The 23683-nt window shown below is 63.1% G+C and carries 20 protein-coding genes; 10 read left to right on the top strand and 10 right to left on the bottom strand.

Annotation, left to right across the window (positions count from 1 at the left end):
* Positions 1-119: 119 nt before the first annotated feature.
* The gene (locus BSP239C_RS08070) at positions 120-2183 is read right to left on the bottom strand and encodes a sensor histidine kinase (RefSeq protein ID WP_101571660.1); all 2064 of its coding nucleotides are present in this window, start codon (positions 2181-2183) and stop codon (positions 120-122) included.
* A 70-nt stretch (positions 2184-2253) separates the two neighbouring features.
* Positions 2254-4026: an MOSC domain-containing protein gene (locus BSP239C_RS08075; protein ID WP_101571662.1), complete on the bottom strand. Its 1773-nt coding sequence runs from the start codon at positions 4024-4026 to the stop codon at positions 2254-2256.
* A 114-nt stretch (positions 4027-4140) separates the two neighbouring features.
* On the opposite strand from BSP239C_RS08075, the gene BSP239C_RS08080 reads away from it, so the two are divergent.
* Genes BSP239C_RS08080 through BSP239C_RS08090 form a run of 3 tightly spaced genes read left to right on the top strand, consistent with a single transcriptional unit; the run spans position 4141 to position 6907 of the window.
* Positions 4141-4434 carry a metal-sensitive transcriptional regulator gene (locus BSP239C_RS08080; protein WP_101571664.1) on the top strand — a complete coding sequence of 98 codons (294 nt, stop codon included), beginning with the start codon at positions 4141-4143 and terminating at the stop codon, positions 4432-4434.
* Positions 4435-4490: 56 nt separating this feature from the next.
* Complete coding sequence (locus BSP239C_RS08085) at positions 4491-4703, top strand: heavy-metal-associated domain-containing protein (protein ID WP_257930128.1); 213 nt, start codon at positions 4491-4493, stop codon at positions 4701-4703.
* Positions 4703-6907 (top strand): cation-translocating P-type ATPase, encoded by a 2205-nt coding sequence (locus BSP239C_RS08090; protein WP_101571666.1) that lies wholly within the window; start codon positions 4703-4705, stop codon positions 6905-6907. The genes BSP239C_RS08085 and BSP239C_RS08090 overlap by 1 nt, the downstream gene beginning before the upstream one ends.
* A gap of 64 nt (positions 6908-6971) precedes the next feature.
* On the opposite strand, the gene BSP239C_RS08095 is transcribed toward BSP239C_RS08090, so the two are convergent.
* Both BSP239C_RS08095 and BSP239C_RS08100 read right to left on the bottom strand, forming a co-directional pair.
* Positions 6972-8618 carry a long-chain-fatty-acid--CoA ligase gene (locus tag BSP239C_RS08095; protein WP_101571668.1) on the bottom strand — a complete coding sequence of 549 codons (1647 nt, stop codon included), beginning with the start codon at positions 8616-8618 and terminating at the stop codon, positions 6972-6974.
* 116 nt (positions 8619-8734) lie between these two features.
* Complete coding sequence (locus BSP239C_RS08100; protein ID WP_101571670.1) at positions 8735-8998, bottom strand: hypothetical protein; 264 nt, start codon at positions 8996-8998, stop codon at positions 8735-8737.
* Between the two features lie 145 nt (positions 8999-9143).
* Between BSP239C_RS08100 and BSP239C_RS08105 the strand changes: the two genes are divergently transcribed.
* Genes BSP239C_RS08105 through BSP239C_RS08115 form a run of 3 tightly spaced genes read left to right on the top strand, consistent with a single transcriptional unit; the run spans position 9144 to position 12122 of the window.
* Positions 9144-9821, top strand: a complete 678-nt coding sequence (locus BSP239C_RS08105) for a hypothetical protein (RefSeq protein WP_257930129.1) — start codon at positions 9144-9146, stop codon at positions 9819-9821.
* Positions 9821-10837: a response regulator transcription factor gene (locus BSP239C_RS21265; protein ID WP_101571672.1), complete on the top strand. Its 1017-nt coding sequence runs from the start codon at positions 9821-9823 to the stop codon at positions 10835-10837. Before BSP239C_RS08105 ends, BSP239C_RS21265 begins: the two co-directional genes overlap by 1 nt.
* 4 nt (positions 10838-10841) lie before the next feature.
* Positions 10842-12122, top strand: coding sequence for a HAMP domain-containing sensor histidine kinase (locus tag BSP239C_RS08115; RefSeq protein WP_101571674.1), 1281 nt, complete (start codon positions 10842-10844; stop codon positions 12120-12122).
* Positions 12123-12127: 5 nt separating this feature from the next.
* Here BSP239C_RS08115 and BSP239C_RS08120 read toward each other — a convergent pair whose 3' ends face one another.
* A complete protein-coding gene (locus BSP239C_RS08120; protein WP_101571676.1) occupies positions 12128-12739 on the bottom strand; it encodes a DUF1990 family protein in 612 nt (203 codons plus the stop codon).
* A 151-nt stretch (positions 12740-12890) separates the two neighbouring features.
* Between BSP239C_RS08120 and BSP239C_RS08125 the strand changes: the two genes are divergently transcribed.
* The gene (locus tag BSP239C_RS08125; protein WP_101571678.1) at positions 12891-13343 is read left to right on the top strand and encodes a MaoC family dehydratase; all 453 of its coding nucleotides are present in this window, start codon (positions 12891-12893) and stop codon (positions 13341-13343) included.
* 121 nt (positions 13344-13464) lie between these two features.
* On the opposite strand, the gene otsB is transcribed toward BSP239C_RS08125, so the two are convergent.
* On the bottom strand, positions 13465-16110 hold the full coding sequence (gene otsB, locus BSP239C_RS08130; protein WP_101571680.1) for a trehalose-phosphatase: 2646 nt from the start codon (positions 16108-16110) through the stop codon (positions 13465-13467).
* Positions 16111-16181: 71 nt separating this feature from the next.
* The gene (locus BSP239C_RS08135; RefSeq protein WP_101571682.1) at positions 16182-16916 is read right to left on the bottom strand and encodes an HdeD family acid-resistance protein; all 735 of its coding nucleotides are present in this window, start codon (positions 16914-16916) and stop codon (positions 16182-16184) included.
* 103 nt (positions 16917-17019) lie between these two features.
* On the opposite strand from BSP239C_RS08135, the gene BSP239C_RS08140 reads away from it, so the two are divergent.
* From BSP239C_RS08140 to BSP239C_RS08150, 3 genes are read left to right on the top strand one after another with little or no spacing between them, the layout of a single operon-like run.
* Positions 17020-17568 (top strand): helix-turn-helix domain-containing protein, encoded by a 549-nt coding sequence (locus BSP239C_RS08140; RefSeq protein WP_257930130.1) that lies wholly within the window; start codon positions 17020-17022, stop codon positions 17566-17568.
* Positions 17569-17600: 32 nt separating this feature from the next.
* A complete protein-coding gene (locus BSP239C_RS08145) occupies positions 17601-18755 on the top strand; it encodes a serine hydrolase (protein WP_101571684.1) in 1155 nt (384 codons plus the stop codon).
* Positions 18752-19246 (top strand): hypothetical protein, encoded by a 495-nt coding sequence (locus tag BSP239C_RS08150; protein WP_101571686.1) that lies wholly within the window; start codon positions 18752-18754, stop codon positions 19244-19246. Before BSP239C_RS08145 ends, BSP239C_RS08150 begins: the two co-directional genes overlap by 4 nt.
* 1551 nt (positions 19247-20797) lie before the next feature.
* On the opposite strand, the gene BSP239C_RS08160 is transcribed toward BSP239C_RS08150, so the two are convergent.
* The 3 genes from BSP239C_RS08160 to BSP239C_RS08170 all read right to left on the bottom strand — a co-directional run bounded on the left by BSP239C_RS08160 (position 20798) and on the right by BSP239C_RS08170 (position 23271).
* Positions 20798-21172, bottom strand: a complete 375-nt coding sequence (locus BSP239C_RS08160; protein WP_101571690.1) for a DoxX family protein — start codon at positions 21170-21172, stop codon at positions 20798-20800.
* Between the two features lie 276 nt (positions 21173-21448).
* Positions 21449-22693: a S9 family peptidase gene (locus BSP239C_RS08165; RefSeq protein WP_101571692.1), complete on the bottom strand. Its 1245-nt coding sequence runs from the start codon at positions 22691-22693 to the stop codon at positions 21449-21451.
* On the bottom strand, positions 22690-23271 hold the full coding sequence (locus BSP239C_RS08170) for a TetR/AcrR family transcriptional regulator (RefSeq protein ID WP_180958950.1): 582 nt from the start codon (positions 23269-23271) through the stop codon (positions 22690-22692). The genes BSP239C_RS08165 and BSP239C_RS08170 overlap by 4 nt, the downstream gene beginning before the upstream one ends.
* Positions 23272-23683: the final 412 nt, after the last annotated feature.

A 23683-nucleotide genomic window follows, 5' to 3' on the forward strand; every position in this document is an offset into this window, starting at 1 on the left:
CCTTGTCCACCAGACCGGCATTCTTCTTCAGCCTAGGCCGGATCCACGAGATGGGGCGGAGAAGTTTCATTCATTGGGACGTCGCGCAGCCGAATCAGTCGCCCGCCTGGGCAGCCGGGTCAGTCGCGGTCGTCGCCAACGATCCGGATCGGCCCGGCGGGTGGGTTCCCAGATGGCTGGTTCGATGACGATGTTCCTGCTGAGGCGCGCCCGGAAGTCTGGCCGAGCGCACCGGGGTCGACGTATTGGTTGTCGGGCAGCCACACCGTGAGCACAGCGCCCTGGAATTCATCGCAGTCCTCACCGCGGCCCTGCACGTCGACGGCCCCGCCGAGGCGACGGATCGCCTGGACGACCAGAGACAGCCCGACCCCTCGGGTGCCGGTTTCCTGCCGGCCGAGTCCCTTGTCGATCTCGACGCCGTCGTGCTTGGTCGACCATCCCCGTTCGAAGATCGCGTCGACATAATCCTCGTCGATGCCCGGGCCGTCGTCGCTGACCTCGATAGTGAAGCCGCCGGCACCGCCCGCTCCGCTCAGGACCACATGCACCCGCTTGTTCTCCGGCAGCACGTCCCGTCTGCTCAGGGCATCGAAGGCGTTGTCGATGAGGTTACCGAGGATGGTCGCCAGGTCACGATCATCCCCGGCGAGGCGGCCCGAGAGTCCCGCCGTATCGACCGTCATGTCGATGCCCGCCTCGGCGGCCTGGGCGATCTTCGACAGCAGCAGTGCAGAGAGCACAGGGTGGTCGAAGCTCATCTGACCGTCGCCGGTGACCCGGTTGAGGTCATCGAGATCCTTAGCCGCGAAGTCGATCGCCTCGTCGACATGCCCGGTCTCCAGCAGGGACACGACCATGTGGAGTCGGTTGGCGTATTCGTGGGTCTGTGCGCGCAGGGAGTCTGAGAATGACCGTACGGAGACGAGCTCACCGGAGAGTTCGGCGAGCTCGGTGTGGTCGCGCATCGTCACGACCCAGGTGTCGCTGGCGGCATCGGTGGGCTGCTGGTTGACGACGAGCACCCGGTCGTCGGTGTAGTGGATCTCGTCGCGGGCCCAGCGGCCGGACGAGAGCAGATCGATGAGGGCGTCGGGCAGATCGAGGTCGTGCAGTGCGATGCCGCCGACCGGTGAGGTCGCTCGGACGGGATCGTCATCGGCGGCGATCTGCTCGTCCGCCGAGGCTCTGCCAGCTGACCCTTCGTCAGCTGGCCCTTCGCCCGCGGTGCCTTCCCCCGTGGAACCTCCGCCTGCGGCGGGCAGGCCGAGGAGTTCGCGCGCATCGGCATTGATGAGGACGATGCCCGTCGACCGGTCGACAAGCAGAAGCCCCTCCGAAACTGCCTTGAGCACCGAGGAGTAGAACTCGAGCATGCTGCGCAGTTCGGTGGCGCCGTAGTCGCCGGTGACTCGGCGCAGGCCTCTGGAGGTCGCCCAGGAGGCGGCGATACCCAGGACCAACGTGGTGATGGCGATGCCGATGAGCCAGTTGCTCTGCGCCAAGAAGCCTTCTCGCACGGAGTCCGCTGAGTTGCCGACGATGACCGCCCCAACGACGGTGTTGGGACCGACATCATCGACGCCGAGGTGTTTCGCGAAGACCGGACTGATGACGTACATCGTGCCCCCGCCGGGGCCGCCGTCGTCGAGGAAGCGGACTATGGACTGCCCCTCAGAGACTCGCGAACCGTCGACGGCCATCGAGAGCTGATCGATCGAGTCTTCGGGCACATCCCCCGAGTTCGCGGACACGATCTTCTCTTCGTTGCGATCCTGCCGATTCGACGAACCCAACGACGGCGGGGTGACCAGGTAGTCAATGGGGACGACGGCTGCCACATCGAAGTCATATTCGCTCACGACATTGTCGAGCATCTTCTTGACGTTGTCATGCGATTCCTCGTCGATGAAGTCGGCCGGACTTGTCTTACCGGTCCCGACGAGGCTCAGCGAGATCGACATGTTGTCCGCCGCGGAGCGCAGCAGATCCTGTTCCCGCTTCTGGTTCAGCTGGGAGAGCTGGATGTAGAGGAGGCTCGTGGTCAGCACCATGATGCCCACGAGCATGATCGAGTTCGCGAACATGATGCGCCCGGCCACACCGAACTTCATGCGTCGGCTCACACGTGCCACCGGTCTCGTCAGTCCTCCTGACTTTTTGGCACGCTGGTCCTTGGGCATGGGTCCATTCTGCCACCCGCCGTGTCCGTTCCCAGGTCTGCCTGGCGCGAGATTCCCAGACGCGGTTCGGTCAGATTCCGAGGCTGATGGGCCCGGCAGGGACGGCGGAGCACACGAGCACCTCGTCGGCGGCGATCCGCGCGGCCGGTTCGACCGGATAGATGACCGACCCGGCAGCCAAGGACACGGCGCAGGTCCCACAGGAGCCGCCTCGGCAGGAGTTATCGGCCTGCAGCCCACGGGCCTCCAAGGCCTCGAGCAGAGTTCCCTGCTGCGGTTCCCAGACGAAGCTCGTGCCCGAATTCTCCAGGGTCACCTCGGCGGGCGGGCATGCGGCGATGGCCTCGCTCATGCCGGTGTTCGGAGACGCGAAGATCTCCTGGTGCACGGCCGGAACTCCGGCCTCGACGCTGGCCTCGAGCACCGCTCGGGTGAAGTCGACCGGCCCGCAGACCATGACGTTGTCGCATCCTGCCAGCCAGTCGACGAGCTCGGCGTGGCCTGGCCTGCCGTGGCTTGCGGTGTCGCGGTGGTGGGCCTCGACCGGGATCTGCCGTGATTGGGCACGCTTCTGCAGGCGGTCCCAGAGGCAGGCCGTCCGGTGGTCGCGGTCGACGTGGAAGAGTTTGATCTTCTCGGTGCCCGACAGCTCGGCCCCGCGCATCAGTCCGAGGCTCGGTGTGATGCCGATGCCCGCTGTGACCAGCGCGGTCGTGCCCCCGAAGACGCGGCTCGCGGTCATCGTTCCGTGCGGCCCGGAGGCCAGGATGGATTGCCCGGCGGAGAGTTCGGCGACCGCGCGAGAGCCCTTGCCCTGGGTGCGCACCGCGATCGACACGACGTCGTCGGAGACGTCCGTGATCGTATAGGTTCGCCAGAACGGCTCGCCGAGTTCGAGGTGAACGCGAAGGTTGGTGCCGGGTTCGTCGAATTCGCGGATCCAGCCCTGGTCATCGCGCAGGGAGACCTCGACGATGTCATTGCAGATCTGCTGGCTGCCCAGCACGGTCATGAAGCGCGGGGTGCGTGCGGTCTTGACGAGTTCACGTGGAGCGTCACCCTCGATCTCGATCTGATCACCGGTGCTGACCAGGCCTGATTCGAGGATTCTTCCGTAGACTCCGCAGTGCAGATGCCCGCATGCCGAGGCCATAACCCGGGGGACATTGACATCGACGGCGGTGGTGGCCGGGTTGACGGTGGTCGCCGGGCAGCGTTCGATCGCCTGGGTGATGGCCAAGCGCACCCCGCCGAGACGCACGATCTTGCCGATGAGTGCGAACTCCTCGAAGGGGGCGAGTCCGTCGAGGAGCACATTGCCGCGGAAGCGCAACGGGTCCAGTTCGGTTTCATCAGGCCCCAGGGCAGCCTGTCCGTCGGCGGTGTGGGAGATTGCCGTGACCGTGGCCGGGTTGATGATCGAGACGCCGGAAGCCTGCGAGTCGAACATGCCCTGGTTCGCGACCCTCAGTGCGCGCGGGAAGCCACCCTGAGGGGGTATGCGTGCAGAGAGGAATTCCGCCGAGGTGGCCCTTGAGTCCCGGTCACCCGTGCGGAACCTCGTGGACTCGTTCGTCGGTGACGTCAGTGTCACCGTCGCGGACTCAGCAGCCGCCTCGGCGAGGTCGATGGCCACCTGCCACTTCTGCAGATCGGTGTCGTTCTTCAGAACTGTGAACGCTGAGTACCGGTGCCAGCTGTCGTCGGGAACGTCGAGGCTGCCGTTGGTGAACGCTGCGACGCGGTCACCGAGGATGCCGCGGCCGGTGCGCACATCCGCTTCGGAGATCTCCTCGGCCGGGAATCCTTTGACCGGGAATCGGAATAGTCTGGCAACGCGCATGATTCGATTGTAAGAGCTTGGTAACACGGGATGCCCACGGTGAGACCAATCGCACACTCACAGGAGCAGCACTCACCACTTGACCTATACCCTAAGGGGGTATACAGTATCGTCATGACTGAGCAACATGGATACACCCCGCAGAAGGACGCCCTTGCGAAGCGGATGAAGCGGATCGAAGGTCAGGTCCGTGGGATCGGAAGGATGATCGATGACGACAAGTACTGCATCGACATCCTGACCCAAGTCTCCGCAGCAACGGCCGCGCTGCACGCGGTCTCCATCAACCTCTTAGAAGAGCACATCGCTCACTGCGTGGTCGACGCCGCCTCCTCTGGAGATGACGACGCCGCCCGCAAGAAGATCGAAGAGGCTTCAGCCGCTATTGCCCGGCTCATCAAGAGCTGAGTGCAGCATCACCGGCACACCTGCAGGTGATGACACGCGAAGACAGGAGACACATCGTGACTACCACCACCATCATCGTCAACGGAATGACCTGCGGCCACTGCGTGAGCTCCGTGGAGGAAGAGCTCGGAGCACTGCCCGGAGTCACCGAGGTCAACGTCGAGCTCAATGCCGGCGGAGACTCCCCCGTGACCATCACCTCCGAAAGGGAACTCGACGACGCTGCGATCGGTGCGGCCGTCGACGAAGCCGGCTATGAGGTGAAGTGATGTCACGCGAGGTTGATCTCGACATCACGGGAATGACCTGCGCATCATGCTCGGCGCGCATCGAGAAGAAACTCGCCCGCCTCGACGGAGTCAGCGCCGAGGTCAACCTCCCGCTGAACACAGCCCACGTGGTCGTCGACTCAGAACTGAGTGACGATGACCTGATGACCGCCGTCGAAAGGGCCGGTTACGGTGCCACCGTGAAGACCGCTTCGGCGAGTGGACCCGAGATCGTCGACTACGACCCCAGGCATCTGCGGCCCCGGTTCATCGGATCCTTGATTCTGGCGGCGCCGATCGTGGCCGTCTCCATGGTCATGAGCTGGCACTTCACCGGCTGGCAGTGGATCGTCGCGATCCTCGCCCTGCCGGTGGTGACCTGGGGTGCGTGGCCCTTCCACGCGGCGGCATCCAAGGCTGCACGGGGCAGGTCCACGACCATGGACACCCTGGTCAGCGTCGGAATCATCGTCGCCAGCCTCTACTCGTACATCACCCTGGGTCGGGCCGTCGCCGCGGGCTACGGCTGGCAGATCCCCGAGTCCTACCATGTGTGGTTCGAGGCTGCGGCCGCGATCACCGTGTTCCTGCTCATCGGCAAGCTCACCGAGGAACGTGCGAAGAACCGCGCCACGGCCGCACTCAAGGAGCTGCTGGGCCTGGGCGCACGGTCCGCGAACGTGCTGCGCGACTCGGCCGAGGGCGCCCAGACAGAGGTCCAGGTCCCGATCGACGAACTCACCGTCGGGGATGTCTTCATCGTGCGTCCGGGTGAGAAGATCGCCACCGACGGCGAGGTGATCTCCGGTCACTCCGCGATCGACGAAGCGATGCTCACCGGCGAATCCGTTCCCGTCGAGGTCGGAGTCGGCGACAGCGTCACCGGTGCCACGATCAACGCCTCCGGTGTGCTCGAGGTCCGGGCCGCACGGGTCGGGTCCGATACGACCTTGGCGGCCATGGCCGACCTGGTCAGCCGCGCGCAGACGGGCAAACCGGCCGTGCAGCGACTGGCCGACCGGATCTCTGCCGTGTTCGTGCCGATCGTCTTCGGCATCGCCCTCCTGACGCTCCTCGCCTGGGGGCTGATCACCGGCGACTGGTCGATGGGCCTACACGCCGCGCTCACCGTGCTCATCATCGCCTGCCCCTGTGCCCTCGGCCTGGCCACGCCGACCGCCCTGGCCGTCTCGTCCGGGCGCGGTTCCCAGCTGGGCATCCTCGTCTCCGGGCCCGAGGCGCTCGAGTCGACGCGTTCGATCGACACGGTCGTCCTCGACAAGACGGGCACCCTGACCACGGGAATCATGACCCTCCTGGACACGCAGCTGAGCGATGCGGACTTCGAGGTTCTGGCTCGCTTGGAGTCACAGAGCGAGCATCCCGTGGCCCGCGCGATCGTCGAGGCCCGGGCCGCGAGGATGAACGCGGGTGCCGAGGCTGCAGGCAGCAGCATCGCCACCATCGATCGCTCCGGCGTCGAAGACTTCGACAACATTCCCGGTGGTGGTCTGCGGGCGACGATCGACGGCGACGAGGTGCTCGCCGGTCGTCCGGATCTGCTCCGGGAGCACGGGATCGACGTCTCGTTCCCCGCGGATTCGGTGCCCACCGGAGCCACGATCGTCGCCCTGGCGATCGACTCACAGTTCCGTGGCCTGACCTTCGTCGCCGACGAGATCAAGACCGGAGCCGCCGAGGCGATCGACGAGCTGCATACGCTCGGCATCAGCACCGTCCTCCTCACCGGGGACAATGCCCAAGCCGCCGGGGTGGTCGCGGGCAAGCTCGAAATCGCCGAGGTCCGCGCCGATGTCCGGCCCGAGGGCAAGATCGCTGTGGTCAATGAGCTGCAGGCTCAGGGACTGGCGGTGGCCATGGTCGGTGACGGCATCAATGATGCTGCGGCTTTGGCCGGTGCCGATCTGGGCATTGCGATGGGTTCGGGTACAGATGCGGCGATGGCAGCCTCCGACATCACCATGGTGCGCTCGGATCCGCGGCAGATCCCGCAGGCCATCCGCCTGTCCCGGAAGGCTCTGGGGCTGATCAAGGGCAACCTGTTCTGGGCCTTCGCCTACAACACGGCGGCCGTGCCGATCGCAGCGTTCGGCCTGCTCAGCCCGATGATCGCCGGGGCCGCAATGGCGTTCTCCTCGGTGTTCGTCGTCCTCAACAGTCTCCGACTGCTGCGGTTCCGCTAGACCGGCGCACCCACAGAACGCACTTGGCCCACAGCGGTTGCAACCGCTGTGGGCCAAGTGCGTGTCAGCCCTGGATTCGCGACTCCCTGTCGCCCCATTCCTGATTGCGCAGTTCGAACTTCTGGATCTTGCCTGTCGAGGTCTTGGGCAGGGCCTCGACGATCTCGACCTCCCGCGGCGCCTTGTACTTCGCGATCTGCGTGCGCACGTGGTCAACGATCTCGGTCTCGGTGACCGGCTGCCCCTCACGGACGATGACGAATGCCTTCGGCCGCTCGCCCCATTTGTCGTCGGGGACTCCGATGACGGCGACTTCGAGGACCGCCGGGTGCGAGGAGATCGCCTGTTCGATCTCGACTGTCGAGATATTCTCCCCGCCGGAGACGATGATGTCCTTCGAGCGATCTCGCAGTTCGATGTAGCCGTCCTCGTGCATCACGCCGAGGTCACCGGTGTGGTACCAGCCGCCCTGGAACGCCTTTTCAGTCGCCTCGGGGTCCCGGAAATACCCCTTCATCACGTTATTTCCGCGCATCACGATCTCTCCGATCGTCTGCCCGTCGGCTGCAACGTCGACAAGCTCGTCTCCCGAGTCGAGGGCGACGATGCGGGTCTGATCGGCTTGGACCATGCCCACACCCTGCCGCGCCCGAAGCCGGGCTCGGGACTTGTCATCGAGTGAATCCCAGGAATCCTGCCATTCGCACACCGTGTAGGGACCGTAGGACTCGGTGAGCCCGTACACGTGCACGATCTCGAAGTTCAGCGCCTCCATCTGCCAGATCAGGGTCGGGCTCGGCGCGGCACCTGCCATCGTCGCGGTCACTGCCTGATCGAGGGAATGTGCCTGTTCGGCGTTGATCACCGTGCTCATCACCGTCGGGGCACCGTTGAGGTGAGTGACCGTGTGACGAACGATAAGATCCCAGATCACGTCTCCGCGCACCTCGCGCAGGCACACCTGTGTGCCGCCTGCGGCAGTCAGCGCCCAGCCGGTGCACCAGCCGTTGCAGTGGAACATGGGCAGCGTCCACAGATACACGCTCTTCTTATCGTGGCCCGAATGGATGATCTCGCCGAGCGCATTGAGGTAGGCGCCGCGGTGTGAATACATCACACCTTTGGGGCGTCCTGTCGTGCCGGAGGTGTAGTTGATGGACAGCGTCGCCCGCTCGTCCTCGACGCGCCAGGTGAACTCCTCGGTGTCAGCCTCGGCGCCGGCCAGGAACTCGTCCAGGCTGGTCACGGTCGGTGCTGCGGGTTCCGGACGGACCGCCTCGGCGGAGGTGGCGATCGTCGTGTCCTCGACGTCGATGATGGTCTCAACGGTGTCGAAGCCATCGATGACAGGGGCGACGCTAGGCCACAGCTGCGTGTCCACGACCAGCAGCTTCGCCTGGCTGTGGTTGCAGATGTAGCGGACCTCTTCGGGGGCCAGCCTGGTGTTGATCGGCACGAGGACAGCTCCGGCCAAGGGCACGGCGAATTGGGCCATGAGCGCTTCGGGGAGGTTGGGCATGAGGTAGGCGACTCGGTCGCCGGGCCCGACGCCGGCGGCACGCAGAGCATGCGCCCGGGTCTCCACCGCTGCGGCGAACTCGGCGTAGGTCATCTCCTGGTCGTTGTAGACCACGGCGCGTGTGCCGGGAAAGACGTCCGCGGAGCGGCGCAGAAAGGACAGCGGCGTGAGTTCTGTGTTCCATGTCTCCATGGAAAAAGCCTACTTCACCGAGGTGGAACCGGGCCGACAGGGCCATCGCCCTAGACCCGGATGAAGACCGCCGAATTCAGGCGGGTACCGAAGGAATCAGGACAGCGTCGCTGGGATCACTTGAGGATCGGGTAGGTCTGATCATCGTTCTGAGTGTCATTGCGCAGCACCCAATTGAGAATGCTGGCGAACACGGTGACCACGACGAATGCGACACCTGCATAGACGAAGGCGAACCCGAACGCGGTCCCGTCCTGCCAGGCGCGGGTGACGATGATCGACAGGATCAGAACGGCGATACCGCAGACGAGCCCCACTTTGAGCGCGTCCTTGTACGACACGGTGCTGGTGGACTTCTTCTCAGACTTCGATGCTGCCATGCCCCCAGCGTACCGACCTCACCTGAGAATCGGCGCACCGAGGTGGCCGTGCAACTCAGAGGCGAAGCGTGGAAACCACCGTTCCCGGCTCGACGGAATCGGAGCGCGGGTGGACTACCCGGTCAGAACACGCAAAAATGTCTATGTGCACATCCCCATTCGGCGCCCCTCTGACGAGGTGTCGCGCGCGCTCAGCTCGAACCAGGTCGTCCCTGGTCAGAAGTCGCGCCCGCGCACAGTTCTGCGAACAGTGATCGCAACCGCCCTTGCAACGATCACGCTGGCGGGCTTGAGCGCTTGCGGTCCGGACAAGGGCTTGCGGGTGGAACCTGAAGGTGAGACATCTCCCACTCAGTTCGAACCCGCGAATTCGGACTCCGGTCCGCCCAACAAACCGTTCTCGCTCAAGGAGATCCGCAAGACCATTGTGGACTCCTCGGGGATCGCGGTGACCGGGAAGGCAACGGAATCGGCGAAGGTCGTCGCCGACTGCAAAGAATGCCTCAAATTCGCGACACCTTTCCTCAGCGGCGACAAGAAGTTTCAGCTCGTCACCGTGGCCAACCCGAAGCAGAAGAGCGAGATCGTGGCGGGGGCTGTCATCAGTGAGAAGGACAGCAGACCACGCCTTGAATTGATCGCCACTGGCAACCAGCTCAAACTCAGCCCAGGTAAGAATGGGACACTGGTGGTGCAGGAGGCGATGTATGCCGACGGCGACGAGGCCTGCTGCCCTTCGGGGTGGTCAGTGCAGGTATTCCGCCTGCATGAAGGTAGGTTTGAACCGGGTCAACGCTTCACGCGGCTTAATGGAGAAACGTAATGCATATTGTTCTGGTTGAGGATGACGAGGTCATCCGGGAGACAACCCAGATCGGCCTGGAACGGTTCGATTACACGGTGTCGGCATTCGCCGACGGTCGTGAGGGGTACGAGTTCGTCGCTGCACACGGTGCCGACGTTCTGCTTCTCGACCTCATGCTGCCCACCATGAACGGCGCTTCGATCTGCAGAGCCGTGCGTGAGCGCTCCACCATCCCCATCATCATCATCTCCGCCCGCTCGGATGCGATCGACATCGTCCAGGCGCTCGAGGCCGGAGCCGACGACTACCTCACCAAGCCCTTCGACATGCAGGTGCTCAACGCTCGCATCCGCGCCGTCGTCCGCCGCTTCATCACCACCGGCACCGACAAGCTCGGCTACTCCCCGTCCGCCGAGCTGGACGAGGAGCACGAAACCGTGATCGGCCCCGGCGGCATGATCACCGGAGACGGCATCCCTGAGGTACTTGGGGCCAGCCCCGGCATGGACACCCGTGAACGCCTCAAGGCCCAACTCGAGTCCGACGACACGTACCTGGGTGCGGGCGGAAAATTCACCTCGGCGGACATGCGCGACGGTTCAGACGAGCAGATGATCGGCGACGACGTCACCGTTCCGCCTCGCCCGGACGGTTCACCGGCCATGCAGGCGAGTTCCGGCCAGGGCGGCTACCCGGGTGCGGGCGAGAACCGCAACGGCAGCGCCGGCTCCGATGATGAGCTGGGCCCGTTCCGAACACGCTTGGGCTCGCTGGTCCTCGACACCGGTCGCCTGACCGTGGAGATCGACGGCGAGGAAGTCCACCTCACCCCCACGGAGCTGCGCGTCCTTCTGCTTCTGACCGAGCAGCCCGAACACGTCTACTCGCGAGAGAAGATCGCCTTCACGGTCTGGGGCTACGAGTGGGCCGGCGACTCCCGTGTCGTCGACGTCCACATTCAGCGCCTGCGGAAGAAGATCGGCGCCAACATGATCGAAACCGTCCGCGGATTCGGATACCGCTTCGCGGGCTGATCGCATGTCACTGCGCTGGAAGATCTCCCTTCTCATCGTTGCCTCGGTCATCATCGCTGTGCTCTCCTGCTCCATCGTGCTGCGTCAGTCCGCGGCGCGGGCTGAGGATGACCGGATGCGTTCGACCGTGACCGAGCAGCTCGCGAACTCAGTCGCCATCTTCTCCGAGACCGGAGTGCTCACCCTCAACGCCCGCATCGACGACCCCGCACTGCCCAAGGATGCACGCGCCCAGGCGCTCAAGGGCCAGAGCGTGACGATGCGCTCCGAGGTCGACGGTGAAGAGATCGTATGGGCCGCTGCCCCGATCGAGGTCGGCTCCTACACCGAGGTGATCTCGGTGCGTGCCTCGACCAAGGACAGTCAGGAACTCATCGGCCGCATCGACCAGGCTCTGCTGGTGGGAATGATCGGCTCCGCTCTGGTCGTCGGCGGTGTCGGCTCCATCGTGGCCGGTCGCATCTCACGCAGGCTGACCCTGGGGGCTCAAGCCGCACGGAAGATCGCGGCCGGAGACACCAGCATCAGGATCGCCGACGTCGTCGACGATACGGACCAAGAGGTCGCGGCCTTCGCCTCGGCGGTCGACACAGCCGTGACACGACTGACCGAACGCATCGATTCCGAACAGCGTTTCACCGCGGACCTGGCGCACGAGATGCGGACCCCGTTGACCGGCCTCGTCAACGCCGCCAACCTGCTCGAGGAAGATTCGCGTCCCGCCGAGCTCGTCAAGGATCGGGTGCAGCGCATGCAGGTCCTCGTCGAAGACCTCCTCGAAGTCTCACGCCTCGATGCGGGCCGCGCGAACCCCGAGTTCACCCGTGTCAACATCGACCAAGCGATCCGCTCGCTGCTGGGTACGATGACCGCTTCCGGCGCCTTGTCCGGTCACACCATCGACACTCATCTGGCGGCCCTGAACTCGACGCTGGTCACCGATGTCCGCCGCTTCGAACGCATTATCTCCAACCTGCTGGTCAACGCGATCAAGCACGGCGCGGACCCGATCCGCCTGGAGACGAGCACCCTCAGCATCACCATCACCGATTCCGGCTCCGGCTACCCGCCCGACATCGTCAACACCGGCCCGACCCGCTTCGTCTCCGCCGGTGGCGGCGGCATGGGCCTGGGCCTCGTGATCGCACAGGGACAGGCCCGCCTGCTCGGCATACGCCTGAACTTCAGCAACGATCCAATCACAGGCGGTGCCCGCACCGAAGCGGTCTTCCCAGATCCTGAAGCCCAAAACGAGGCACTCAAGCAGTACCTGGAATCCGCCTAGGACGGTCAGCTGCGCAGGGCGCGGGCGTAGCGCCTGCGGTAGACGATCTGGGCGAGACGGACGAGGGGTTCGCCGAGGCGCCAGATCCCCAGTCCTGCTCGTGAGAGCGAGCGCAGCACGAGGAAGACTCGGTCATCGGGGGTGTGAATGAGGATGAATGACTCCTCACCGGTGATCGGGTGCCCGGGCTTCGTCCCATAGGTGAATCCGCGATGTGCCTCCGACTCGAAGACCTCGATGACGCGGGCCGGTTCGGGCAGACGGAACGGTCCGAGCCGCACGAAGATCGTGGGTTCCTGTCCGACTTCGACCCGCGGGCGGCCAGAACCTGTCCGCGAAGCGTCCCCGCCGTTGTCCCCGCCGTTGTCCCAGCCATTGTCCCGGCCGTCGCCTTGCGTCTGCGGGCCGCTTTTCGGACTCTCGACATCGATGTCGAACCCGCTGCGGATCTTCACTTGCCAGTGCAAGAGTTCTTCCGCGCAGCGGTCGAAGGTGGCACGACCATGACCGATGAAGAAGGCCGCTTCGAAATCCCGGTACCCTGCCGGTCGGTCGACCCACCTGGGTGAGAGCGGCTGAGTCAAAGGTTCGTCGAGGAATCGTGACGGAGTGGCCATGCCTCCAACCTAACCGAATCCCGGACACACCGATGCCAAGTCCGATGCGAACAAGTAAGGTGCCAAGTACCGGCATTCTCTCAATCGAATGTCCGCTAAGAACACGCCTGACACGGCACGTACAACAGTCACGGATCAAAGGAGAACCAGAATGCGCACACTCAATGGAATCGATGAGATCACTTCGCTCGTCGGCACCGAGTTGGGATCGTCCGAGTGGACGACGATCGACCAGGAGGCGATCAACACCTTCGCCGATGTCACCGACGATCACCAGTGGATACACATCGACGAGCAGCGCGCCGCAGACGGCCCCTACGGCTCGACGATCGTCCACGGCTTCTTCACCCTGTCCTTGATCCCGAAGTTCTCGAGCGAGATCTTCACCATCGAAGGCGTGTCCATCCGCGTCAACTACGGGCTGAACAAGGTCCGCTTCGCCCAGCCGGTGCCGGTGGGCTCTCGCCTGCGCGGCACGGTCAGCGTCAACGAGGTCATCCCCGGAGACAAGGGCACCCAGGTCATCCTCAAGCACGTCATCGAGATCGAAGGCGAAGACCGCCCGGCCTGCATCGCCGAGGTGGTCACCCTCCTCGTTGAGTGAGGCTGTGCCACTTTCTCCGGGCCACGGGTTGCGTGTCGAGAAACGCACGCGCGCCTCGTCTTTTGACACTCGACCCGTTTCTCGTTGCCGTGTGCCGTGTGCAGAATGCTGTGTGCTGTGCTCAGCTCGGACGGAACTCGTCGAGCATCTGTGCGACGCGGATGTAGCCCAGGTGCGAGTAGGCCTGCGGGTGGTTGCCCAGGTGCATCTCCGCGACCGGATCATATTCCTCGGCCAGCAGGCCGGTGGGCCCGAGCAGATTGTCCAACTGCCGGAAAAGGTCCCAGGCGTCGTCGATGCGCCCGACCTTGATGAAGGCTTCGATGAGCCAGGTCGTGCAGATGTGGAACCCGCCCTCCAGGCCGGGCAGCCCATCGTCGTAGGTGTAGCGGAAGACCGTCGGCCCGACTCGCAGCTCGCGTTCGATCGCATCCACGGTCGAGACGAAGCGCGGGTCGTCGGCCGGCAGCAGACCGGAGAGTCCCACGAACAAGCACGCCGAGTCGAGGTCGGTCTCTCCGTAGGCAACCGTGAAGGCCCCGACCTCTTGGTTGTACCCGTTCTCAAGCACATCGTGGGCGATCTCCTCACGCAGCTGCCGCCAGGCACCGGGAAGTTCACGATCGACGCGCTCGGCGATCTGCAGCGCCCGGTCAACCGTGACCCAGCACATCACACGCGTGTAGACGTTGTGCTTCGGTGGCCGCCTGGCCTCCCAGATGCCATGGTCGGCTTCGAACCACCGCTTGCTGACCGCTTCGACCATTTGGCAGGTCAACCTCCAATATGAGTCCGGAAGATCGCCGAGGTGCTCGCTGAGTTCGTTGAGGAGCTCGGTGACCGGACCGAAGACGTCGAGCTGGACCTGGTGTTCGGCCGCGTTTCCAACCCGCACCGGGCGAGATCCCGCATATCCGGGCAGGTGGGCCAGCACCGCCTCGGTGGTCAGCGCCGAGCCGTCGACGGCGTAAAGGGGGTGGAGTTGTTCGGGAGAGACTGTGCGCGCCAGGATTCCCGTCAGCCAGGACAGGAAGCCTTCGGCTTCGCCGGTGGACCCCAGCGAGAGAAGCGCGCGCACGGTCATCGATCCGTCGCGCAGCCAGGTGTAGCGGTAGTCCCAGTTGCGCACGCCGCCGATGCCCTCAGGCAGGGAGGTCGTCGGTGCGGCGAGCACCCCTCCCGTCGGTTCGTGGCACAGGGCGCGCAGAGTCACCGCCGAGCGGATGACCTCCTCACGATGGTGGCTGGGGATGTTGAGGGTGTCGACCCAGTTGGTCCAGAAGTTCAGGGCGCGCTCGCGCACATGGTGCTCACCACCTGTGGCCATGTAGCGGGCATCGCCGGTTCCGGTGCCGCAGGCCAGCACAAGCACGACGACTCCCCCGGGCTGCTCTGAGGGCACGACGACCGCCTCGGCAGTATGGGACTGTCCGGTCTCACTGATCTCGAAGTCGACGCCGGGTGCGATCAGTGAGATGGGTTCGGAGGTGCCTAGGACCTGTACACCGTCATGGGTGCGCACCATCAGCGTCGGCACGGTGGCGTAGTCCAGACGTGGGGCGAAGCGGATACGGGCAGCAGTGTCGCCGGTGAGCACCCGCACGACGATGGTGTCGTCGCTGTTGGCGTCGACAGGAGCGAGGTAGTCGATGCAGTTGAGGCCCGGCCACCGGGTTTCCAACAGCGTCGAGTGGGTGATGTAGCGCTGTGTCAGCGGGGCGGTTCCGGCTTCGGTGTCGACGGCGAAGAATCCGGCGGCTTCGGCGCCGAGGATTTCGGAGAACATCGACGAGGAGTGCGGCAGTGGGTGCGGCATCCAGCAGATGCTGCCGAATGGGTCGACCAGTGCCGTGGATTGTCCGTTGCCCAACAGACTGTGCCTGTGGATCGGGGTCGCGCGCCTGCCGAATAGCCAGGATTTGCGCAGCTCGTAGATGGCGGCGAGGACGACGGAGACCTCGGCAGGAGTACTGATGCGGTAGTCCGCGTGTGTATCTGCGGGTTCGCGGCCGACCTTCAGCCCGAGGTCGGCCTCGCCCAATGTTTCGAGGGCAAACTCATCGGCGGTGTCATCGCCGATGAAGACGACGACTTCTGCCCCGGTCTGCTCCCGCAGGCGCTGCAGAGCCGCGGCCTTCGAGGAGGGGACGACCGAGAGGTCGATGACCTGCTTGCCCCGAGTCGGGAAGATCGCGTGAGTCTCGACGAGTTCGCTCACCGCGGCTTCGACCCTCTTGCGCTCGGCCTCATCGAGTCCGCGCAGGTGAACAGCGGCCCCGGTGGTCTTGTGCTCGATGATCGACGTCGGCAACGTCTGGAAGAGGTCTCGACGTAGGCCGTCGAGAGCTGTGCGCTGCCCCGGGTCGAGGGTGTCGATGGCGACCGTGTCGGTCTCTCCCCCGTGGGATCCGAAGAGGTGGACCTCCCGTGGCAGCCGTGACATCGCTGCGAGGTCGCGGAGGCTGCGACCGGAGATCACCCCCGCCGAGGTGGAGGGAAGCAGAGCGAGAGCCCGCAGTGAGTCCACCGAGGAATCCAGTGGAAAGGCCTGACCGGGGAGGTCGACGATCGGCGCAATGGTGCCGTCGTAGTCTGTGGCGATGAGGAGTGAGGGCGAGCGTGAGACTTCGAAGAGACGCCGGAAGAGATCCGGGGAGAGTTTGCGGCTGGCCTCAGCCAAGTCACCCAGGAGTCCTGAGGAGCTGACGGAGGCGGCGATCGGAGTCAGTGGGGACAGACTCTCGTAGTCATGCTCGACGGTACTCATCTCACCTCGGTCTTCTCGAGTTCGGCTGGGGGCTTCGGGTGACGCAGGCTGTGCCGGCTGGAGGGCCGGGGTCAATTCTTGTCGTCAGGACTCTCAGATGCGCCGAGAGCGTCAGATTCGTCGGGGACGTCTGGATGATCAGCGTCGGAACCGGCCCCGGAGCTTCCATCGACGTATGGTACTGTGCCGGCCGCGATCTGCTTGGCCTTGCTGATACGTGAGTAGCCACCGATGATGAAGATGACTCCGGCGATGAGCGTAGCCACGCCGGTGAAGCCAAGGATCCACAGCGCACCGAAGTCGTCGCCGAAGATGAGGATCACCCCAAGCAGCAAATGACAGCCCGCCGCGATGAGGAAGTCCGAGGGCATCGGGTGGGACTTGAGCTGTCGGTAATTCCACAGCTCGATAAGGCCGTGGAGCAGTGCCCAGATGCTGATGGCCGCGCGCAGTTCCGCAGGCTGGTCCGCGAGGAACAGGAACACGATCGCGGGAATTGTGATGATCGCCTGGCCAAAGACCGCCGTGCGCACATTCAGCGGCGAACGCAGTCCCTGGTAGACAAGCGCGAGTGCGAACAGGACCAGATAGCTGATGGACAGAATGTCGACGATATCGACACCCATCGACAGATGCTTGGGGCTGGCGGCTTCGCGTGGCCAGAACACCGTCGCGATGCCGAAGGCGACACCGAGGATGCCGCGGACGACCATCGGAGCGCCGAGTGCTTTCGACTCGAAGGTGGCCTGGGGCAGTGCCTCGGGATGCGGTTGCGTGGGCTCGGTGCGCGGTTCGTCGGTACTCATCACACCACCAGTTTAGGTCTCTCGCCTGAGTCTGTCTGGTACCGGGCACCCGGTCGATTTCTCACGTCTTTACGTAATTACGTATTATGTGTATTGTCAAGGCATGAACACCTCATCGCAGAATGAATCCGGAAGCACAGTCGATGCCCGTCTGGCGGAGCTCGAGCGCAAGGTCGCGAGCCTGGAGGGCGCCGCTGTCGACCCCGCCTCTCCGACGACTGACGATTCCGGCACCCATGCCGATGACGACACTTTCTGGGCCCTCAACGGCCTCCTCGATCATGCTGGACACGAGGGCGGTGTCGTCTACACCGGGCACACCATTCCCCCGGGCGCCGAGGCACCGGTGTCCTGGCAGATGGGCCTGCCATCGGCAGCGATCAACGACCTCAACTTCGCCGAGGCGGCTCCGGCGCTGGCCGCCCTGGGACATCCCGTCCGACTTGAGCTCCTGCAGGCGATCTACGAAGGCACGACCACAGTGGCTCGGCTCGGCGACGACGACCGATTCGGAACGACCGGTCAGATCTACCACCACATCCATGCCCTCGCCGGAGCCGGCTGGCTCGAGAATTCTCGGCGCGGCCACTGGCGGGTTCCAGGCCAGAAGATCATCCCTCTGCTCACACTCATCCTCATCGGCACGCACTGACACAGACTCTGATACTGCACTAGGACGGAATCATGGACATCGGCACCGACGCCCTGCACACGAGCGCTTCTCCCTCGCACTCAAGGAGTGCCCCACCTCGGAGAAGGATCATCGCCATCATCGCCGCGGTGGTCGCAGCTGCGCTGCTCCTGCTCATCACACCGCTTCCGCGCGGATTCCAGGGCGAACCCACCGGCGACGCGACTCTTGTGAGCGAGGTCGAGAACGTCCTCGGCAGCAAGCACTGGCACCACGTCTCAGCTGCAAAGATCGACGGCGATGACGTTACCTGGGGAGGGGTCGGTGCGGACGAAAACACCGAGTTCGAGATTGGGTCGATCACGAAGACCTTCACCGCCGCGCTCTTCGCCGACGCGATCAATCGTGGAGAAATCGACAAGGACATCCGCCTCGGCGATGTCTGGCCCGACCTCGACGGGGATGTCGCCGAGGTGACGCTGGCCTCAATCGCGATGCAGCGTTCGGGTCTGCCCGCGCACGAACCGGCACCGAATCTCCTCGAAGGTACCTCCCAGTTTCTGTCGATCTACCTCCGCGGCAACCCGTATGGGGGCAGTGCCACCGATCTCGTCGATTCACTGCATTCTGTCAAGGTGGGTAACAAGGAACCGGAGTACTCGAACTTCGGCTTCTCAGTCCTCGGCCAGGCCCTGGCTGAGGCCACCGGAAAGAGCTACAGGCAGCTTGTTCGCGAAAGAATCACCGAACCGCTTGGCATGGAGGACACCTACGTGCCAAATTCGAGCGACGGACTGGACCACGGATACAGCGCTTCCGGACTTCCTGCCGCCCCGTGGACTCTGGGCGGCGCGGCCGCCTCGGGAGCCATCCGATCAACCGTCCATGACCTCAGCATCTGGCTGCGAGAGTCGATGAGTGGAACTGCCCCTGGCGCCGAGGCGACGGAACATCGCGCGGACTACGACGACAATGACCGGATCGGGTGGGCGTGGTTCACCACAAGCGACCGGTCTCCCACTGTCACGTGGCACAACGGAGGCACTGCAGGATACAGATCGTTCCTCGGATTCAACGCCCCGTCGCAACAGGGGATTATTGTTCTCGCCGATTCGGCCAATGATGTCGACTCGGCCGTCGATCTCATTTCCGAGCTAGACGAACAGCCAGCGGAACCAACGGCTTCAGAGGTCGGAGTACGACTATGATTCTGCAGCAGATCATCGGCGCCGGCGTGACTCTCTGGGCAGGCTACGCTGCGTTGCGCGCCATTCCAGCAGCATCCAACAGCACGACGACTGCGTCCACCGCCCCTGCAGCATCAAACACGGTCGATATGAGCCCGTCAACGCCATTTTCATTGGACGCTGACCCTGCCGGTTTGGTCCGATTGCCGGCGGTCGTGAGCACCCGAATCGGGGTTCTCACCGAGCTCCTGTACTCGCTCGGCATGCTCATGTTCGTCCGGCTCATCGTCGACTACGAAGGATGGACGTACTGGTTTATCTACATCTGGATGGTCGGAATCGCGAGTTTTGTCTTCGCAGTATACCGAGCAGGACTGACGTGGCTGGAGTTGCCTCAGCGAACTAAAGATTCGAAGGCTCTCCGCTCCCAGATGCTCAGGCTCGCATTCAGCGTTGCGCTCATCCTCATCATCGCAGGCGCCATCGTCCTCCCGGGCCTGTTCCTATCTTGAACTCTACTGCGGCGAGATCGTTATCGGTCGGTCGGCATCGGTGACCTCGTATTTCTGCAACGGATATTCTGCGTGGCCGCCGAGCACCTCGCCGGTGCTGGGCGCACTCCGGAGAGACTACACAGGGCTCACACCCTTCTTGGGGTCGCCGACGGCCGTGCGGAACGGGCCCCATGCCTCACTGAGCCTCAATCCAAGTGCGCCGAGGCCTTGCCAACTCGAACCGGGATGAGAGACTTTCTTCACCGTCCTGTCGTAGCAGGACAGTGAAGCTGAGCTTGTTGATTAACCTTCGGCGTGGGTGATCAGCCGCGTTCGCGGCGTGTCTTCGACAACACACCCACAGGACTGCAGCGACACTGCGCCCACCTGGCCCTCGACACGTTTCGCACGAGCGTGTACCACTGTTGCACTCTGCGCTCGAGCGGTGCGTCTCTGATATTGCCCACCTGTCGTTAGAAACCGGACAAGAACGCGGTCATGGCGTCGTCTACGACGCACTCAGTGCCGAATCCATCGCCGAAGATGACCTCTGTAAGGCATTGGCAAGCACCACGATTCCAGCGATTCAAAGACCCGATGGCAAGGACGGGATCGCGCTGGCTGAGGATGTGTCGAATTGGTTGCACCCAGCGGTAAGAACGATTCCCGACAGATCATTTAGTCATGTCTATGCCCGGGGGACGGGGCCCGTCTTGCTCTGACAGAGCCCGACACGCAAACCGATACGAGCCCGACTATCGACAACGACACGAACAGATACGGCCGGCTCAAACGCGCGCGTGGGCGCGGATGCACCCGAAACTCGAATCCCAGGGCCAGTGGGCCGACCTCGATCGTCCCCCCGGTCATCGAAGGCACTCTCATCCAACTGACCGTGGACCGCCGGGCTGGTGTCCGGAAGCCCAAAACCGTGTGGCTGTGGACTACCATTCCCTTTCCGGCACCGTGGCAGGGGTCGAGCATTGGTGGTCGATGTACTGCAGGTGCTTCGACATTGAGCACACTTTACGGTTCATCAAACAACACCTCGGCTGGACCACGCCAGGCTACGCGACCTCAAAGCCGCCGACCGGTGGACCCTGCTGTTCGTCATCGCTTGCACCCAACTCCGATTAGCGAGGTCCCTAGCCGGGGACTGCAGGCTGCCCTGGCAAAAGTCACCCCCGCCCACCCGCTGACCCCGGGGCGGGCTTGTTCGGGCTATTGCCGCGTCCATCGGACGCTGGCCAGTCTCGCCAGCCCGCCACAACTCCCGAGACCCGACCCGGGACAACCGCCAGGCACTCCGAATAGGCGCAACGCACCCATCCAGCTGGCTGAGAATGCGACCTGAGAGGTTAAAAACTACAGGCTGATGGCACTCGATCTTAAGGAACGCCAGGATACTAAGCCGACACGGGCCAGTACTACCAGATGGTGTGCGTCCGGCGAGCCTGACGAAGAGGAGTACGCGGCGAACCAGCGACCCCTAAGCCTTGATCCACCGAGTAGCCCGGCAGATATGGCGGCTCTCGGCTCAAGGCGCACTTGTTCGCCAGTCGCGCAATGTCAGCCGAATGGGCTGATCGCGAACCGCCCCCATGCTACAAAGAGCATTCCGCCGAGGAAGAGTAAATCTCCGAGGAGTTCCGCATACTCAGCCCTTCGGATTCGCTCGGTCACGGCCCCGGCCATATAGAGAGCCATCCCGGAAGCCGCAACAGGCACGAGGACAGGCGCGATTCCGAGCAGCGCCGGCAGAACCAGTCCGAGTCCGCCGACGACTTCAATGATCCCCATAAATTTCACATTGCTGGGGGTGAAGTCCTGCGGCCAGTGCAATTTGGCGGCGTACTTCTCGTGCAACATGGTCAACTTCACGATGCCGCCGGCAATGAATCCGACTGCAATGACACCGGCGACCACCCAAAGTGCAATATTCATGATTCTCCATTTTTCTGTGATTCCTGATGCCCCTCAGTCAGGAGGAACGAATGAAATGGCTGATTTTATCTTAGCGCTCAATAGTTGAGCTCTAAAATACATGCCGACGTATTTGGATGTCAAGCAGCTGATCGCTCAGAGAAGTGGAGCAAAAACCCCAACGGCTACTTGACAATGAATGCAACGGGCCGCCCCCTCGGCGATTAGCAACAATGGAACACGCCGCGCACCCCACACATTTACAAATCATTCAATTGATTCATGCGCCACGCTTCTTCAGCTTGCTGCTCGCTCCTGAGCTAGGACAGGCGCTTCGAGCCAGTCAAAGACCTGGGCCAGTGCCAACGGAAGGTTCCCGACCTGGCAGTGCGCCTGGGCCCCAGTCCATGGATCAAACGTCACTAACTCCGACGAGGGATGATGAACTTGAGCTTGCTTGATGACACCTTGGGCCTGCCGCAGACTCTCAGAATCCTCACCCAATCCGACCAGAGCCAGCACTGGCAGACGCCATGTCGACAGGTCGACTTTCAGTTCATCGAACCGATCGGCGATAGTACTTATGCCTCCCGCGCCGAATTGCCAGTCGTAGCGATCCAACGATGTGCGAAGAACCCGATTGCGACGCGCAATTCCCAGAGCAGCCCGGACCAACACGGAATCTGGCCCTCCTTGCACCACATCTGGCAGTGTGCGCCGAAAGAACGTGCCTGGATCGTATATCGGAGTCGAGGCCACCAAGGCGCTGACGCGATCTGTCGATCGCGCCGTGGCGGCGAACCTCGTGGCGAAGATTCCCCCTCCGCTCCAGCCCAGCATGACCAGCTCGCCGTGGAATCCTTGCTCACGGATGTCGTCGACCACTTGTCGCATCCCGTCAATCGTCTGCTCACCGAAGTGCAGACCACGAGAGGGGGTGTCCCCCTGTCCGGGATAGTCAGCCAGCAATACTGGCCAGCCTCGCTCGATAGCGGCCTTGCCCCCGAAGAACCACAGGTCTTCGACATAGGTATCGCCACCACCGACGATCACTAACAGCTGCTCGGCCCGCTGGACACTGGGTGTGACATAGGCAGGAAAGTAGGAGTCACGGAATTCGACGTCCCACCCGATTAGTGGCACACCGCTCGCGGCCAAGTAAGCTTCGAATGCGTGTCTCATTCGCCCGGTGAGATCTGCAGCCTCGGACGTTCGAGGGTCACACATCTCCAATGCAGCCCGAAAAGCGATCTGTGCTGCAGACCACTCCCGAGCGACCTCCCGGTTTCGGGCCGCAGCTCCCGCCTGCTCGGCGCGGTCAGCTGCCTCCTCTCCTGCTTGGGCGAATACAGAAACCCAGGAACGAGGATCCCCGTCACGAATCAGACTGTAGCAATGCAGCAACGCACCAGGCGACAAACCACCTTGTTGCGAATACCCCAAGAGCCATCCCGCAAGAAAATCCATTGTACCATTCCGAAACAATACGCTGCGGCCGCCACCACGATTGCCAATATCTTCATTGCGCTTCTTCTGTGTCATGACGTTCTCCTTAAGAGCATTTGGATCAAGTTCTGCTCGGCGATCGCTACCTCGCCGATCAGGTCTGCGATCTCGACATCGAGCCCAATTCTCGACGAATCAAGTGCGACTGCGAATAGAGCAGGGATGAGCGCGAAGTGGAATAGAAGCGTTTTGGCGCGGGCTGGCTCGAGGGGAATACCGAGTTTCCCGAAACGGTCGACGGTGTCCTGAAGCATCCGATTGAACGAAGCGATGATTGGTTCGACTTCCTCGGAGTTCTTTAACGTTTCGATCAACACAATCCGGATGAATCGACGTCGCGGCTGCAGTGTCTTTGTGAAGAGCTGCCTCAGCACTTCGGTCAGTTCACCAAGATCGCCGCCTAAGCTCTGCCCTGTCAGGCTATTGAGAATTTCGTCTTTGCTCGCCAACAGTTCGGCCTGACGCAACTCCACCAGGGCAGACATTAGAGCCAATTTGCTCGGAAAGTGGTAGTAGAGGTGTGACTTGCTCACCTGTGCTGTCGAAGCTATGTCATCGACTCGGGAGAGTTCGTAGCCGACATCTGCGAACCACTGCTCAGCGGCCTCGAGCATGCGATGACGCGTCGGCTGGTTCAGCCACATGATTCTTTCGGTATCCATCTTTCAATTAGTACTCCGCGGTACTAGGACTGTCAAGCCCTATTTTTCCTTTGGACGCAACCTGCAGTGCTCGCAATTACCGAAAGTGCGACCCATAAGAAACACCCTCGCCCAAATCCGTAATCAGTCGGCAGTTGGCTTCTTCTGCGATAGGCTTCAATTCGCTGACCCACATCTAATACGGCTCTTCGTAAACGAGAGTGTAGGCCGATGAATTTCAAACAAGGCGAGTCGCTACCCGGATAGACGTCGAGGTCTTCCGATGATGGAAGTTCTCACACTGCCCATCCGAAAGACCTCGACGTGGACAAGCCTACTTTCTCGACGCCTGACCTCACGACATTCTGCCGACTCGACACCCTTG

The sequence above is a fragment of the Brevibacterium sp. 239c genome (genome assembly GCF_900169365.1).
In the GTDB taxonomy this organism is placed as follows: Bacteria; Actinomycetota; Actinomycetes; order Actinomycetales; family Brevibacteriaceae; genus Brevibacterium.